The sequence below is a fragment of the Saccharicrinis sp. 156 genome (genome assembly GCF_050589685.1).
GTDB lineage: Bacteria > Bacteroidota > Bacteroidia > Bacteroidales > Marinilabiliaceae > Saccharicrinis.
Map to the genome: position 1 here is coordinate 65,069 of NZ_JBNGOS010000029.1, position 14,361 is coordinate 79,429.

A 14,361-nucleotide genomic window follows, 5' to 3' on the forward strand; every position below is an offset into this window, starting at 1 on the left:
ATTCGTGGACAAAAAAACACAAGTGGCAAATCACAATAACAAAAAACATCATTCACTAATTACACCAATTGCACAAATTTAAAATATGCGATGCAGTAAAAACAATTTGAAAAATTAGTGTAATTCGCGGACAAAAAAGATAGACGCAACAATCATCAATGACCACAGACCAACTTAAAAATATTATCCTCACTGGAGAATCTGTTCATATTGAATTCAAAATGAATTTTAATAGAGCAGCCATTGAATCATTGGTGGCTTTTGCCAATACTAAAGGAGGAAGTATATTGCTTGGTGTATCAGATGAAGGTAAAATACAAGGTATTGATGTAAGGTCTGAAACAATGCAGCAATGGATCAATGAAGTTAAAAATAAAACAGCACCTCAAATAATCCCTGATGCAGAAATTTACAATATAGATAATAAAGAAATTATCCGTTTGTTCGTTCAGGAATATCCCATCAAACCAGTTGCCATACAAGGACGATATTATAAGAGAGTGAAAAATGCTAATCACCTACTATCTGCGGGTGAAGTAGCAAATTTGCATTTAAAATCAATCAATACAAGTTGGGATACACAGACTAATCCTGACATATCAATAGATGATATTTCTTTTGACAAGGTACAGCAAGCTATTGAGCAATTAATAACAAAGGGTCGAAACATTGCAGAAGACCCTCTATCATTTCTAATCAAACAAAACCTGATTAAAGATGGAAAACCAACGATAGCCTGTTATTTATTATTCAAAAAAAATAATTGTATTCTTTCAACAGTGGAACTCGGTTTCTTTCAGGACGATATTACCATCAAAGATTCCGATAGATCAAAAAGTGACCTGCTAACTCAAATAAATGAGGTTATCAACTTTGTTCGAAAACATATTCGTAAAGAAATCATTATAACGGGAGACGCACAAAACACGGAGAAATGGCAATATCCATTGGAAGCTTTGAGAGAAATTATTATGAACATGATTATTCATCGTGATTACCAATCATCAGCCGATTCTATTGTTAAGGTTTACCCGCATAAAATAGAATTTTATAATCCAGGTAAATTACCTGATGATATTACCATTGAAGATTTATTATCAAACAATTATAGCTCAATACCCAGAAACAAAGTGATTGCGGATTTCTGCAAAGACCTTGGTTTAATTGAGAAATATGGGTCAGGAATTCGCAGAGTGAATAATTATTTTACATCAGCAAATCTACCTTTACCTGAATTCCAAAATTTTTCAGGAGGGTTCAAGGTAACAATGTACACAAAGCATGATAATACTAAAAATATCCAACCAGTTAAAACTGTAAATGGCGGATTAAGTGGCGGATTAAGTGGCGGATTAAGTGGCGGATTAAATGAAAGACAACAAAAGGTTCTTAATTTTATAAATAATAATCCAGGAGCCAAGGTTAAAGAAATGGTAGTTGCTCTTGATATACCTGTTGATTCTTTAGATAAGTATATTAGATTTCTAACGAATAAAAACCTTATTGAACGTCGGGGTAGTAAAAAAACAGGCGGATACTTTATTCTTTAAAAAGAGCCGATAGCTAAAATATATATCAAAGACTGTAATCCCTCCTTCGCTTAAAGTTACGGCGGGCACAGAAAAATAGAAAACCTAAATAATTAGCGATAGCAGATTAGCAATTTGAGAAATCAGAATTAAATCGTAAATCACAGTTCGCAAATCACATATCTCAAATCAAAGTGACCAAGACAGTAATCAAAATAGAAAACCTTAGTAAAATCTACCGCCTCGGCGAGGTAGGCACGGGTACACTCTCCATCAGCTTGTCCCGCAGAAGCGGGAACCTTAACCGCTGGGTACGCATGAACCCACGTTTAAGTTCAACCAAGCTTTCTGAAAAGATAAGTTTCCCTATAACGGGGCAGGCTATTCTGGGACAAGAAGACCCCTATGCCAAGGTAGGCCATGTAAACGATTACAATAGTTAACCGCGAATTATCCGAATGGAACGAATTAATCTACTTACGTAGATTTTAAATATATGATTTACAAAGAAGAAGCATATAAAGTAATTGGAGCAGCAATGAAGATACACTCAACTTTAGGATGTGGATCCCTAGAAGCTGTTTACCCTGTGTAATAATTTTAAAGATGTATTATACCTATGTGTTATATAGCCTAAAAGATAAGATGTTTTATACAGGATATACTTCAGACCTTGATAAAAGATTAATTGCTCACAATAGTGGAGAAGTATTTTCTACAAAAAACAGAAGACCTTTAAAACTAGTGTATTTTGAAGCATGCCTCAACCAACAAGATGCCACACATAGAGAAAAGTATCTGAAAACAACATATGGAAAACGATATATTAAAAATAGATTAAAAAAGTATTTAGATAATGAATAACTATTACACAGGGTGAATAAGGAGGCTCTTGATGTTGAATTAGGAAAACAAAATATCCCTTTTAAGCGTGAAGCTCCTTTAAATATTGAATATGACGGAAATATCCTTAACAAACAATATTTTGCCGATTTTACATGCTACAACAAAATAATTGTAGAACTAAAAGCAGTCAAAGAATTAGATAATATCCACGAAGCACAAGTATTCAACTATTTGAAAGCAACAGGTTATAGACTCGGGCTTCTCATCAACTTTGGGGAAGCTTCACTTAATTATAAAAGAATAATAAAATAATAAACTGCGAAGCAGTTACAATTCGCTTAATTCGTTAAATTCGCGGTTCATAAAAATTATTGCGCAGCAGTAAAATAAAAATTGCATGTCGAAGACAGTTATAAAGATTGAAAATTTAAGTAAAATATATCGCCTCGGCGAAGTAGGAACAGGTACCCTCTCCCACGATCTCAACCGCTTTGTGCGTATGAATATCCTTGGACAAGACGACCCCTACGCCAAAGTAGGCCATGTAAACGACCGCACACAAAAAGCCGAGAAAGGTGAACTGGTAGCCGCTCTGCGCGATATCAACCTGGAGGTGAAACAAGGTGAAGTGCTGGGTATCATCGGCAAAAACGGGGCGGGCAAAAGCACCCTGTTAAAACTCCTCTCCCGCGTGACCTCCCCTACCACCGGCAGCATAAAGGTTAAAGGCCGGCTGGCTTCTTTATTAGAGGTAGGCACCGGCTTTCACCCTGAGATGACAGGCCGCGAGAATATTTATATGAACGGCACCATCATGGGTATGCGCAAATGGGAAATTGACCGCAAGCTGGATGAGATAGTAGAGTTTGCCGGTGTAGCCAAATACCTCGATACCCCTACCAAACGCTATAGTAGTGGGATGACCGTACGCCTGGGCTTTGCCATTGCCGCCCACCTGGAACCTGAAATATTAGTGGTAGATGAAGTACTGGCCGTAGGCGATGCCGAGTTCCAGAAAAAAGCCATCGGGAAAATGCAGGATGTGAGCACCAACGATGGAAGGACGGTGTTGTTTGTTAGTCATAATATGGGTAGCATGAGACAGCTGTGTAAAACAGGTATATTATTATCAAATGGTACACAAACATACCAAGGAACAATTACTGAAACTATCGAAACATATTTAGCAAATTCAACTAAAACAGGTGATGCAAAATATATTGGGAAAGACGTTCCAATAGCCAAAGCTTATTTTAAAGAAATATCCTTATTAGATAGTAAAAATGAATTAAAAAGTAACTTCCTATCTAATGAAGAAATAACAGTTAATATTAAATATAAATTAAATATTAAAGCACACAATACAAGAATAGTATTGCAATTAATTACTACAAATGGTGAAACTGCATTTGCTAGTACAAATATATTAGTAGATAAATGTAATGAAGTGGAAGTTAAAATACCTTCTAACCTTCTAAATGCAACTAATTACTTTATTAAATTACACATAGGTCAACCAGGCATTGGTTATCTAACTATACCTCAAGAATATTTAGGTTTTAACATTGAAACAGTTGGTCAACATGGATCAAAAATAGTAGAAAAATGGCCGGGAGTTGTAGCACCTCAATTAACCTGGTATAATATTGTTTAGTACAATGAATTTAAAAAATACATTAAAATTTGTTGGTAATCCAAAGAAATATATATCTGATTTAGTCATTCTCCATAGTAAAAATAGATTAGAAAAGATAACTGAGAGAGAGTTTTTAATACCAATTGACAAAACAGAATCACAAGACGTATTTATTGCAGGATTTCCCAAATCAGGTAATACCTGGATGCAATCATTAGTGGCTGGACTATTATATGGTATCGACACACAATATATGCCAGATAAGTTGGCTCAAGAAATTGTACCTGATGTGCATGCCCGTAAATATTATAAACGATTTGGGACGATAAACTTCTTCAAAACTCACCATTTGCCACAACCTCATTATAAAAAGGTTATTTACTTGGTAAGAGATGGTAGAGATGCTATGGTTTCTTATTACCACTTTAATCAAAAATTAGGTATCCATGTTAGTATGGACAAAATGATTAAAGAAGGAAAACATGTATTTCCTTCAAAATGGCACCAACATGTCCAACAATGGCAGAACAATCCTTATAATGCTGAGATAATAACTATTCGCTACGAAGATTTACAAGAGCAGCCGTTAATTGAACTAAAAAAAATATGTGAATTTGTAAGTATTAAACGCTCTGATGAATTATTAACAAAGGTAATCGAGGGTAATCGAATTGATAAAATGAGAGCCCGGGTAAAAGAAACAGGAGGCATGGGTAATAAAATGTGGACTGGTAATAAAGGACAGGAGTTTTTTAGAAAAGGTAAAACAGGAGATTATGTAAAAGAAATGTCCCCCGAACAAATTGATTATTTTAATACAGATAGTGCCTCTGAACTAAAATATTTTAAGTACGTATTATAATTAATAGCATTTTGAAAATAAAAAAACTCATACAGCATTGGGGATATTCAGTTGCAAGTAGATTAATTCCTGAATTAACTCTGCTCAAAGAGGACCTTGCTTGGCATAAAATAAAAAATAGTGTTTTTTTATCTGAAATTAACAAAACAGCAAAAGTTAATGCCCCTTATAGAATTCGCAAATCAAAAATTGGTGATTACACATATATTTCTGAAAATTCTCATATTTCTAAAACTCAGATTGGGAAATTTTGCTCCATTGGACCTAACTTAATATGTGGATGGGGTATTCACCCAACCGATAAATTAACTACTCATCCAATGTTTTACTCAACATTTAAACAAAATGGTACAACTTTATCCAAATCCAATAAAATAGAAGAGAGTAAAGCAATTAGTATAGGTAATGATGTATTTATAGGAGCCAATGTTACAATACTAGATGGTATTAATATAGGTGATGGTGCTATCATTGGAGCAGGAGCTGTCGTTAGTAAAGACATTCCTCCGTACGCTATAGCTATTGGTTCTCCAATCAAATTACTAAGATATAGATTTACAAAAGACAAAATAGATAAACTATTAAAAATTAAATGGTGGGATTTCGATACCGATAAACTTTCTGACGTTGAAAAATACTTTGACTCAATTGATCTATTCATCAATAAATATAGTAGTTAAAATAAATGATTGTAATAAAACTACGAGGTGGTCTTGCTAATCAAATGTTTCAATATGCTATAGGCCGAAGGATAAGCTATCAATATAAAGTTCCCCTATTAATAGATGTATGTCATTATGAAGATGAGCAGACGGAAGAAAAAACAATAAGAGAGTTTGGACTAAATTGGTTTAATATTGATGTAACTATAGCAAGTGCCGCACAGATTAGTAATAGTAAAGGTTGGTATTCAAATACCATTAAAAGAAAAGCGAACACCTTATTTAATAAGATGCTCCCCTATTACAAACAAAATATAGTAAAAGAAAAGCAAACCTCTTTTGACAAGAATATTTTAAAAGTTCGTAAAAACTGTTATTTAGAAGGTTTTTGGCAAAGTGCCCAATATTTTAAAGACATAGAAGAGATTATTCGAAAAGACTTTCAATTTAAAATACCTCCAAGTTCGGGCAATATTGAATACTTAAACCAAATTGGAAACTGTAATTCTGTCTCTGTTCATATTCGACGTGGTGATTATGTAACGAGTAAGCACTACAATAATGTACATCAGGTTTTAAGTCCGGAATATTATCAAAAAGCTGCTACCATTATAGAGGAACAAATCACCAATCCTACCTATTTTGTATTTTCTGATGATCCTCAATGGGCAAAAGAAAACTTAATATTTAAACATAAGGCAGTTTTTATAGATCACAATAATGGTAAGAATGCTTTTGAAGATCTCCGTTTAATGAGTAACTGTAAACATCATATTATTGCCAATAGTACCTTTAGTTGGTGGGGAGCATGGCTAAACCCTAACAAAGATAAAATAGTAATTGCTCCGGATAAATGGTACAAAATGGAAAAGCTTGAGAATAAAGATATATTACCTGAAAAATGGATTCGACTTTGAACAACTCTCAATTAAGTTACTTTGCAAGGCTTGATTTCTTACGATTTTTGGCTGTTTCACTGGTAATTATACAACACTGGTTTAAAACACCAATCAATCAATTTGAGCTAGGATCTATTGGTGTAATTATCTTTTTTGTACTTAGTGGTTTTTTAATAACCCGTATTCTACTGAACAGTAAGCAAAAGATTAAAAATAAAAACCTTTCTTTACAAAGGGCGCTTTATGTGTTTTATATGCGGCGAACTTTACGTATTTTCCCCATTTATTACTTGTTGATATTCTTCTTATTTCTTTTTAATCATCCCATTGTTAAGGAAAATTTTTGGTGGTTCTTTTTTTACGCATCAAATATAAAAACTTATATTGATCAAGAATGGCTTAGAACCTTGGGACCCTTATGGTCATTGGCCGTGGAAGAACAATTTTACTTAGTTTGGCCAACTTTAATTCTGCTTATTAATCCCAAAAACATAGGTAAACTATTATCAACTTTTGTGGTACTGGGACCCATCTTTCGATTGTTATCCATTTTAATAGCCGAAGCAACATTTGGAAATGTAAATTACCACATAAGTGGAATTGTACTTATGCCTTGTAATATTGACGCTTTTGCAATAGGTGGACTCTTGGCTCTGAAACTTTTTGACAGTAATTATGCTAATAGTTTGCAACTATTAAAAAGCCCTTTAAAATGGTTATTTTTCATTCCATTTATTGGAATTTATTTTTTAAAAGACAACTTAGTTTTTGAAGTTTTATTTACTAGTATCATCTCAGGTATTTCACTTATAATTATCGACTTATTAATCGCTCCACAAAAAATGAAATTCTGGGATAAATTAACATTGTTTCAGCCATTTGTTTACCTGGGTAAAATAAGTTACGGCCTTTATTTATATCATGGTCCATTTTTTTATATAATGGCTATCTTTTTTGCTGTATTTAATAAGGTAATAAAAAGCAATTTATCTATAATAACTATAAATCCTTTTGAAGGTAATTGGGCGTCATTCCTTAATGTAATGTTTCTTATATTTATATCTTCAATATCCTGGTATATAATAGAGAAACCTATTAATAAACTAAAAAAACATTTTAGAATTTAGCCAATCCTTAAAATATGCAAAGAATAAATACCCTAGATAGTTTTAGAGGAATTTCAGTAATTATAGTAATGTTAAGTCATTTCCTTTATGGACGTCCTCACCCCAATACTGACAGTTTTCTATTGCCATACGAAGACAAATATGAATATTTTGATTGGGGAGGACTAGGTGTTATGTTTTTCTTTATCATCAGTGGCTTTGTTATATTTTATACGCTTGAAAAAACATCAACATTTAAACAATTCTGGGTCAAAAGGTTTATACGACTTTATCCATCTTTAATAATTGCCATCTTACTTACATTTACAGTAGCCATTTTTTTTGATTACGAATTAATATTCCCCAGAGCTCATAAACTTCATAATACTATAATGAGTTCTACATTTATTCCACCTCAATTGTTAAATGTATTTTCACAATCAATAAAATTTGAATATACCGATGGGGTTTATTGGTCATTATGGCCTGAGATTCAATTCTATTTACTTATGAGTATATTATTTTTCAAAACAAAGAAACCCATAACTCTACTATACATCATAACCTTAACAACTATAATTATTAATGTTTTTTACTTAAAGGTTTTAGACTTGTTTATTACAACGGATAACTTTCCTTTTTCGTCGGTAATCTATACCTTTTGGTTTAAAAAAATTTTAAATCTAAGTCAATACCTGCCGTATTTTACAATGGGAGTTCTTTTTTACAAACTATACCTTAATAATAAAGTACATATAAATACCATTCTTATAGTTCCATTAGCTATTTTCTCTTTTACTTCAAGTTCTACAATTCACAATTTTGTTATTGCATGTTTTATAGCCTTATTTTTCCTGTTTATTTATTATCCAAAAATACTTAAACCTCTTAATTTCAAATACCTTCAAATTGTTGGTTTTAGTTCTTATTTTCTCTATTTAATACATCAGGAGATAGGCATTATATTGATGTACTATATTAAAGACTGGTCATTGGCCGACACTGTTGTTTTACCGATTCTTGCTTCTTCTGTTTGTATTGTCTTAAGTGTTTTATACACAAGAAAAGTAGATTTTCATATCACCAGTTACTTAAAAGCCAAATTAATAAAAAAATAATGTCGACTGTTACCTTCTTAATGCCTGTATATAATGGAGAATTATATATTAAAGAAGCCATTGATTCGGTATTAAACCAGACTTATCAGAATTTTGAACTCTTGATCATCAATGATGGTTCCACAGATGGGACACAGGCTATTATTGAAAGTTACAAAGATGCCAGAATAAAATGTGTTCAACAGGAAAATATGGGGGTATCCCGCTCTTTAAACAATGGGTTGTCATTGATTGAAACCCCATATATCCGAAGGCACGATGCTGATGATATTTCTGAACCGGATATGTTGGAAAAGCAAATGAAGTTTCTTGATGCACATCCTGAAATTAGTTTCGTGAGTACGCAATGTGCTTTTATGAGCAATAGGAGCAAAGTAGCTTATAAATACAGACAACCTAAAACACTGTTATTTAAGAACAAAGATTTTATACTGGTCAAAAAAGAACATTTTAACCCCTACTCTCCCATTGTACATGGAACAGTATTAGGTCCTACAAAACTATTTAAAGAATTTAATGGATATAGAACAGAGTTTTTAACTTCGGAAGATAACGACCTATGGTTAAGGATTATTGAAAAATACAAGTTTGCTGTACTCAATCAATGTCCTTATTATCTACGTTTAAGTACAGGATCTGCTACGCAAATGCACAAAACCAGTGTTCCTTATTACCGGCAATTATGCCTGGATTATGCCGATGAACGTTTAAAAACAGGTAGCGATCCAATTACTAGGAGAGAAACGGTTCCTCCCCCAACTGTTTCAAAAGAAATGGATATAATAACAACAGGAAAGAAAGGAAAAATATATCGCAACGATTTGTTGGATTTTCATTATAAGGTAATGCTCAACGCCCACGATTGGCACAATGCCATGCAATGTATTCGATTATCCTTAAAAGATGGTTGGAAACTAAAACAAACCTGGAAAGGAATATTGTTTCCTTTATTGGGCGAGAAAATAATTAACAAAGGCGTTGCCATAAAAAGAACAATTGGTGGTAGAGGTTAGTATAATTATTCCCAACTATAATAGGTTTTCATTTTTAAAGGAATGTTTAAATTCTGTTTTAACACAGTCATTTCAACCTTGGGAATGTATAATAGTTGACGATGGTAGTACTGATAACTCCTTTAAAATTGTGCAACATATGATTAAAATGGATATGCGCATAAAATGGATAAGTAGAGATCGCCATCCCAAAGGAGCTTCAACCTGCCGTAATATTGGAGTTGAACATGCACAAGGTGAATATTTGATTTTTCTTGATTCAGATGATTTACTTGCACCTCATTGCCTACAACAAAGAGTAGACATTATTGAGCAAAACAAGGGTATTGACCTAGCAGTATTTCCCATGCAATACTTTAATAACAAAATAGGAGACAATACTCATATTTGGAATATAGAAACAGAAGATAAATATTTAGAACGTTTTCTATCACTGGATTCAGTTTGGCAAACTACTGGTGCTATTTGGAGAAAGGAAGCATTCTTAAAAACAGGAGGATTTGACGAATCTCTGGCTTGCTGGCAGGATGTGGATATTCATTTAAAAGCAATATTTAACAAACTAAATATTAAAACCTTCTATCATTTACCTATCGATTGTTACTACAGAATCCATCAAAACGTAAGTATCAGTCAGAGTAATTTAAATTCACCCGAAAAAATACTAAGTAGAAAGCACTTATATTTATGGAGTATTGAGCAACTTGGTGATCAAAAGCATTTAGCTAAATCAATGGCCATTAACATTATTACCAGTGCTGTTAAAAGTTTGAATATTAAATTTGCTCTTGACTTTATTAAGACGTCCCAACAAAAGTATAGACCTGGTGAATTACTCCTTTTTTACACGTATCTTTTTTTATATATGTCACGTTTATATAAGATCAGGTTTTTAAATACATTGCTTACCCAAAAATTAAAACAGATTCAAGCCACTATTCATGTCGGAAAGCACAGACAATAATACCCCTCTTATATCCATTGTGATCCCTGTTAAAAATGGGATTTCTACCATTGAATCGTGTCTAGATGGTATTCAAAAGCAGACACTTTTCAAACAGTGCGAAATAATTGTAATAGATAGTGGGAGTGCTGATGGAACATTAGAACTCGTAAAAAACTATCCTGTTCGTCTGGTTGAAATTCCACCTAAAGCGTTTAATCATGGGGCAACGCGAAACTTTGGAGTTTCTCTAGCCAAAGGAGAATTTGTGGTTATGACCGTACAAGATGCTACACCGGCCGATGAGTTTTGGCTGGAGAATATGATACGTCACTTTAAGGATAAAGAAGTGGCTGGGGTTTGCGGACAACAAATTGTACCCCATAAAAAGGAATATAACCCTCACTTATGGTTTCGTCCACAAAGCAAGCCGACTATAAAATCCGTTCAATACACATCAAAACATGAATTTTTAAACTTATCACCGCAAGATCAACGGAATGCTTGTGGATGGGATGATGTAACCGCCATGTATCGGAAGTCATGCATAGTTGAATTACCCTTTCAACCGGTAATGTTTGGCGAGGATATGATTTGGGCCAGAGAAGCTTTAATGGCAGGTCATAAATTGGTTTATGATAACAACGTGCAAGTGGAACATTTCCATGCCCATAATCCCGATTTTACTTATAGGCGTACATTAATCGCATGGCTTTTTATTTATAAAACCTTTGGTTTTCTGCGACCCAAGCCCTATCATCTTAAAGATTATTTGCTGATTATATATCGAAACTTTAATTGGGGTTTGCCTTTAAAGTGGATATTTCATAATTGGAGTATATTATGGTATGTTAACAAAGCTGTTTCTACCCTGCAAAATTCCATAAATAATGAAGAAACCCATCTGTTGGAGAAGAAGTTATCTATCAATATTCCAATGGGTCAAAGTAATTCAACTAAATAATGAGAAAAATACATATCCACTTTTGTGATTTTTGGACCGGTTTTAATATTAAAGCTAATTATTTTACTGAACTATTGAAAAATGAGTTTGAATTAATATTTGACAATCTGGCTCCTGAATTATTAATTTATTCATGCTATGGTTATGAAAATAGAAAATATCCTAATGCGCTTCGAATTGAATTCATAGCAGAAAATATCAGACCAAATTTAAAACTTAACGATTTTTCTCTTTCATTTGATAGGATTCAAAATAAGAAACACTATCGCCTTCCTTTATGGATATTATACGGTAACCTTAACGATCTAATAATAAGTAGTACTTGTGGTGAATCTTTCTTTAATGAACGTAAATTCTGTAACACCTTAGTTTCAAACCCTAAAGGAAAGGAACGCAATCATTTTTTTGAACTACTTAATACATACAAAAAAGTTGATTCTGGAGGTAGGTATAAAAATAATATTGGAGGAATACCTGTAGTCGATAGATTTGAATTTATAAAAAATTACAAATTCACCATCGCATTTGAGAATAGCTCCCATCCAGGTTATTGCACTGAAAAGCTAGTACAACCAATCAAGGCAAACTCAATACCCATATATTGGGGTGATGCAACAGTCCACAAAGATTTTAACCCTGATGCTTTTATAAATGTACATGACTTTAATAATTTAAACGAAGTAGTTGAATACGTAAAATACTTAGACAATGATAAGGAAGCATATTTAAAAAAATTAAACGCACCTCTTTTTTATAACAATTCAATACCCAAACATTATACTAATGAATTTATTCAATCCTTACTTATTAAAGTACTAAATAAAGGAAAAGATACTAACACCCTAAAGGAGTTGAATATAATTCTATATGGTGCAATTAATCAATTAATTAAAAATTCAAAGAACATCAAAATAAAACTTTTTCACAGACTAGATAAATTATGGGATTAATTCGCCTATTACTTGCACTTTCCGTTGTGATATCTCATACTAAACCGATATTTGATATTAGTTTAGTTGGAAGACAAGCAGTGGTTCAAGCCTTTTTTTCGTAAAAACCATCATTTTACTCATTAATAAATTAGTATCTGTAACTCAATAATATCATCTCCAACTTTAGCCTGGCTTGCTTATTTTCAATTGCTTATTGTTGGTCACCTAAAACTTAGATGAACATGAAATATCTTCCTCTTGTCTCCGTGTTAATGACGGTTTACAACCGCGAAAAATACATTGCCGAGGCCATCGAAAGCGTTATGGCCAGCACCTATCCAAACTGGGAGCTGATTATTGTGGACGACCGGAGCAAGGATCACTCTGTTGAAATTGCCCGATCGTATGAAACAAAAGACGCCCGCATAAAGGTTTATGTTAACGAAACCAACCTGGGCGATTACCCCAACCGTAATAAGGCAGCCAGTTATGCCAAAGGTAAATACCTAAAATATGTGGATGCCGACGATATGATATACCCCTATGGCTTGGAGCAATTAGTTTACTATATGGAGCAATTCCCCGAAGCGGGTTATGGCCTTTGCTCCTTGGACCAGGATAAAAATCAAATATTTCCTTTTCAATTATCACCCCAACAAGCCTATCAACGGCATTATTTTCAGACTCCACTGTTTCATAAAGCCCCATTGTCTGCCATTATTAAAAAAGCTGCTTTTGATAAAACAGGTGGATTTACTGGCAAAAGAATGTTGGGCGATTTTGAAATGTGGAATTTACTATCGCAAAAATTTCCGGTAGTATTAATGCCCCATGGTATGGTTTGGTATCGCCTGCATGATGATCAAGAAAGTAGCTTGCATAGATCCGACCCTATGGAACCGTTCAAATATTTGCTGCTTACCAGCACCCTACTGACTGACGACAATTGCCCTTTACCCAATAAAGATCAACAAGTAGCACTAAAACAAAACAAACAGAAAATAGCCCGGGCTGTGTTAAGCGCTGCCAAGCACCACTCCATAAAAAAGGGGATGGAGCTTAAAAAAGCATCCAAAATGAGTTTACTTAGCATTCTATCTAAAGGTACCCGATGATAGTTCTATTCAAATTATTCACTTATTACATAAAACGGCTTGCTCGCCATGTTACATAAATTTGAAAGGTAGGCAGTGTAAACGCTGAATAAACAGTTTGCGGATAAGGAATTTTTAGTATATATTAGAAAATAAAACAGGAATCATGATGACATCTATAAAAAAAGGCTCTTCGGGCGAAGAAATAAAAAAAAAACTACTTGAAATATCAAAAAAATGGGGCAAACGTAAAGGATTTAATGCCTTTGAATTTTGTGGAGCAGTTCAATTCCCCGAAGATGCGTTGATTATTCAAAAAAAATTAAGGGATGAGTGGCGATAAGATATTTATCGATACAAACATCGCCATTTACCTCCTTAACGGAGATCGCTCGCTGGCAGAAATACTCCATGGCAGAAAAATATATCTCTCATTTATCACACAACTTGAATTACTAGGGTTCAAGGATTTATCTGCAAAGCATATTTCAACCATTAAACTTATGCTTGATAACTTTGTGATTATTGACATAAACAACCAAATCAAAGAACTTGTCATTGACTTTAGGCGCAAATATACGATCAAGCTACCTGACTGCATTGTAGCTGCAACCGCCCTATATCACGATTTTCCAATTATTACATCAGATAAAGATTTTAAAAAATTGGAAGAACTTAATCTAATACTTTACGAAAAGTAAGTTACGATATGTCATCTGCACACTAATCCCAAAAAAGGATTTCCAATTGAACAATC

At 33.4% G+C, this 14,361-nt stretch carries 18 protein-coding genes; all 18 read left to right on the plus strand.

Going from position 1 to position 14,361, the window contains the following annotated elements; all coding sequences use genetic code 11:
* Positions 1-158 precede the first annotated feature (158 nt).
* The 18 genes from ACRD64_RS17450 to ACRD64_RS17535 all read left to right on the plus strand — a co-directional run bounded on the left by ACRD64_RS17450 (position 159) and on the right by ACRD64_RS17535 (position 14,305).
* The gene (locus ACRD64_RS17450) at positions 159-1,550 is read left to right on the plus strand and encodes an RNA-binding domain-containing protein (protein WP_430934743.1); all 1,392 of its coding nucleotides are present in this window, start codon (positions 159-161) and stop codon (positions 1,548-1,550) included.
* A 173-nt stretch (positions 1,551-1,723) separates the two neighbouring features.
* Positions 1,724-1,972 carry a hypothetical protein gene (locus ACRD64_RS17455; RefSeq protein ID WP_430934744.1) on the plus strand — a complete coding sequence of 83 codons (249 nt, stop codon included), beginning with the start codon at positions 1,724-1,726 and terminating at the stop codon, positions 1,970-1,972.
* A gap of 53 nt (positions 1,973-2,025) precedes the next feature.
* Positions 2,026-2,124: a GxxExxY protein gene (locus ACRD64_RS17460; RefSeq protein WP_430934745.1), complete on the plus strand. Its 99-nt coding sequence runs from the start codon at positions 2,026-2,028 to the stop codon at positions 2,122-2,124.
* 11 nt (positions 2,125-2,135) lie between these two features.
* Positions 2,136-2,393 (plus strand): GIY-YIG nuclease family protein, encoded by a 258-nt coding sequence (locus tag ACRD64_RS17465; RefSeq protein WP_430934746.1) that lies wholly within the window; start codon positions 2,136-2,138, stop codon positions 2,391-2,393.
* A gap of 12 nt (positions 2,394-2,405) precedes the next feature.
* A complete protein-coding gene (locus ACRD64_RS17470; RefSeq protein ID WP_430934747.1) occupies positions 2,406-2,687 on the plus strand; it encodes a GxxExxY protein in 282 nt (93 codons plus the stop codon).
* Between the two features lie 85 nt (positions 2,688-2,772).
* Positions 2,773-4,029 carry a polysaccharide ABC transporter ATP-binding protein gene (locus tag ACRD64_RS17475; RefSeq protein ID WP_430934748.1) on the plus strand — a complete coding sequence of 419 codons (1,257 nt, stop codon included), beginning with the start codon at positions 2,773-2,775 and terminating at the stop codon, positions 4,027-4,029.
* A gap of 4 nt (positions 4,030-4,033) precedes the next feature.
* Positions 4,034-4,873: a sulfotransferase domain-containing protein gene (locus tag ACRD64_RS17480; RefSeq protein ID WP_430934749.1), complete on the plus strand. Its 840-nt coding sequence runs from the start codon at positions 4,034-4,036 to the stop codon at positions 4,871-4,873.
* 11 nt (positions 4,874-4,884) lie between these two features.
* Entirely contained in the window at positions 4,885-5,553 is a 669-nt protein-coding gene (locus ACRD64_RS17485; RefSeq protein ID WP_430934750.1) for a CatB-related O-acetyltransferase, read from the plus strand.
* A 5-nt stretch (positions 5,554-5,558) separates the two neighbouring features.
* On the plus strand, positions 5,559-6,452 hold the full coding sequence (locus tag ACRD64_RS17490) for an alpha-1,2-fucosyltransferase (RefSeq protein WP_430934751.1): 894 nt from the start codon (positions 5,559-5,561) through the stop codon (positions 6,450-6,452).
* On the plus strand, positions 6,437-7,561 hold the full coding sequence (locus ACRD64_RS17495) for an acyltransferase family protein (protein WP_430934752.1): 1,125 nt from the start codon (positions 6,437-6,439) through the stop codon (positions 7,559-7,561). The genes ACRD64_RS17490 and ACRD64_RS17495 overlap by 16 nt, the downstream gene beginning before the upstream one ends.
* Positions 7,562-7,575: 14 nt before the next feature.
* Positions 7,576-8,658 carry an acyltransferase family protein gene (locus ACRD64_RS17500; protein WP_430934753.1) on the plus strand — a complete coding sequence of 361 codons (1,083 nt, stop codon included), beginning with the start codon at positions 7,576-7,578 and terminating at the stop codon, positions 8,656-8,658.
* Positions 8,658-9,671 carry a glycosyltransferase family A protein gene (locus tag ACRD64_RS17505; protein ID WP_430934754.1) on the plus strand — a complete coding sequence of 338 codons (1,014 nt, stop codon included), beginning with the start codon at positions 8,658-8,660 and terminating at the stop codon, positions 9,669-9,671. The genes ACRD64_RS17500 and ACRD64_RS17505 overlap by 1 nt, the downstream gene beginning before the upstream one ends.
* Positions 9,658-10,635: a glycosyltransferase family 2 protein gene (locus tag ACRD64_RS17510; protein WP_430934755.1), complete on the plus strand. Its 978-nt coding sequence runs from the start codon at positions 9,658-9,660 to the stop codon at positions 10,633-10,635. The genes ACRD64_RS17505 and ACRD64_RS17510 overlap by 14 nt, the downstream gene beginning before the upstream one ends.
* Positions 10,613-11,578, plus strand: a complete 966-nt coding sequence (locus tag ACRD64_RS17515) for a glycosyltransferase family 2 protein (protein ID WP_430934756.1) — start codon at positions 10,613-10,615, stop codon at positions 11,576-11,578. Before ACRD64_RS17510 ends, ACRD64_RS17515 begins: the two co-directional genes overlap by 23 nt.
* A complete protein-coding gene (locus ACRD64_RS17520) occupies positions 11,578-12,528 on the plus strand; it encodes a glycosyltransferase family 10 domain-containing protein (protein ID WP_430934757.1) in 951 nt (316 codons plus the stop codon). The genes ACRD64_RS17515 and ACRD64_RS17520 overlap by 1 nt, the downstream gene beginning before the upstream one ends.
* Positions 12,529-12,752: 224 nt before the next feature.
* Positions 12,753-13,625 (plus strand): glycosyltransferase family 2 protein, encoded by an 873-nt coding sequence (locus ACRD64_RS17525; RefSeq protein WP_430934758.1) that lies wholly within the window; start codon positions 12,753-12,755, stop codon positions 13,623-13,625.
* A 145-nt stretch (positions 13,626-13,770) separates the two neighbouring features.
* Positions 13,771-13,947: a hypothetical protein gene (locus ACRD64_RS17530; protein WP_430934759.1), complete on the plus strand. Its 177-nt coding sequence runs from the start codon at positions 13,771-13,773 to the stop codon at positions 13,945-13,947.
* Complete coding sequence (locus ACRD64_RS17535) at positions 13,934-14,305, plus strand: type II toxin-antitoxin system VapC family toxin (RefSeq protein ID WP_430934760.1); 372 nt, start codon at positions 13,934-13,936, stop codon at positions 14,303-14,305. Before ACRD64_RS17530 ends, ACRD64_RS17535 begins: the two co-directional genes overlap by 14 nt.
* The last annotated feature ends 56 nt before the right edge of the window (positions 14,306-14,361 follow it).

Excerpts from the sequence above, each read along its gene's own strand:
- ACRD64_RS17450 (WP_430934743.1), top strand. The coding sequence starts at position 159 with ATGACCACAGACCAACTTAAAAATATTATCCTCACTGGAGAATCTGTT.
- ACRD64_RS17460 (WP_430934745.1), top strand. The coding sequence starts at position 2,026 with ATGATTTACAAAGAAGAAGCATATAAAGTAATTGGAGCAGCAATGAAG.
- ACRD64_RS17465 (WP_430934746.1), top strand. The coding sequence starts at position 2,136 with ATGTATTATACCTATGTGTTATATAGCCTAAAAGATAAGATGTTTTAT.
- ACRD64_RS17475 (WP_430934748.1), top strand. The coding sequence starts at position 2,773 with ATGTCGAAGACAGTTATAAAGATTGAAAATTTAAGTAAAATATATCGC.
- ACRD64_RS17480 (WP_430934749.1), top strand. The coding sequence starts at position 4,034 with ATGAATTTAAAAAATACATTAAAATTTGTTGGTAATCCAAAGAAATAT.
- ACRD64_RS17490 (WP_430934751.1), top strand. The coding sequence starts at position 5,559 with ATGATTGTAATAAAACTACGAGGTGGTCTTGCTAATCAAATGTTTCAA.
- ACRD64_RS17495 (WP_430934752.1), top strand. The coding sequence starts at position 6,437 with ATGGATTCGACTTTGAACAACTCTCAATTAAGTTACTTTGCAAGGCTT.
- ACRD64_RS17500 (WP_430934753.1), top strand. The coding sequence starts at position 7,576 with ATGCAAAGAATAAATACCCTAGATAGTTTTAGAGGAATTTCAGTAATT.
- ACRD64_RS17505 (WP_430934754.1), top strand. The coding sequence starts at position 8,658 with ATGTCGACTGTTACCTTCTTAATGCCTGTATATAATGGAGAATTATAT.
- ACRD64_RS17515 (WP_430934756.1), top strand. The coding sequence starts at position 10,613 with ATGTCGGAAAGCACAGACAATAATACCCCTCTTATATCCATTGTGATC.
- ACRD64_RS17520 (WP_430934757.1), top strand. The coding sequence starts at position 11,578 with ATGAGAAAAATACATATCCACTTTTGTGATTTTTGGACCGGTTTTAAT.
- ACRD64_RS17525 (WP_430934758.1), top strand. The coding sequence starts at position 12,753 with ATGAAATATCTTCCTCTTGTCTCCGTGTTAATGACGGTTTACAACCGC.
- ACRD64_RS17530 (WP_430934759.1), top strand. The coding sequence starts at position 13,771 with ATGATGACATCTATAAAAAAAGGCTCTTCGGGCGAAGAAATAAAAAAA.
- ACRD64_RS17535 (WP_430934760.1), top strand. The coding sequence starts at position 13,934 with ATGAGTGGCGATAAGATATTTATCGATACAAACATCGCCATTTACCTC.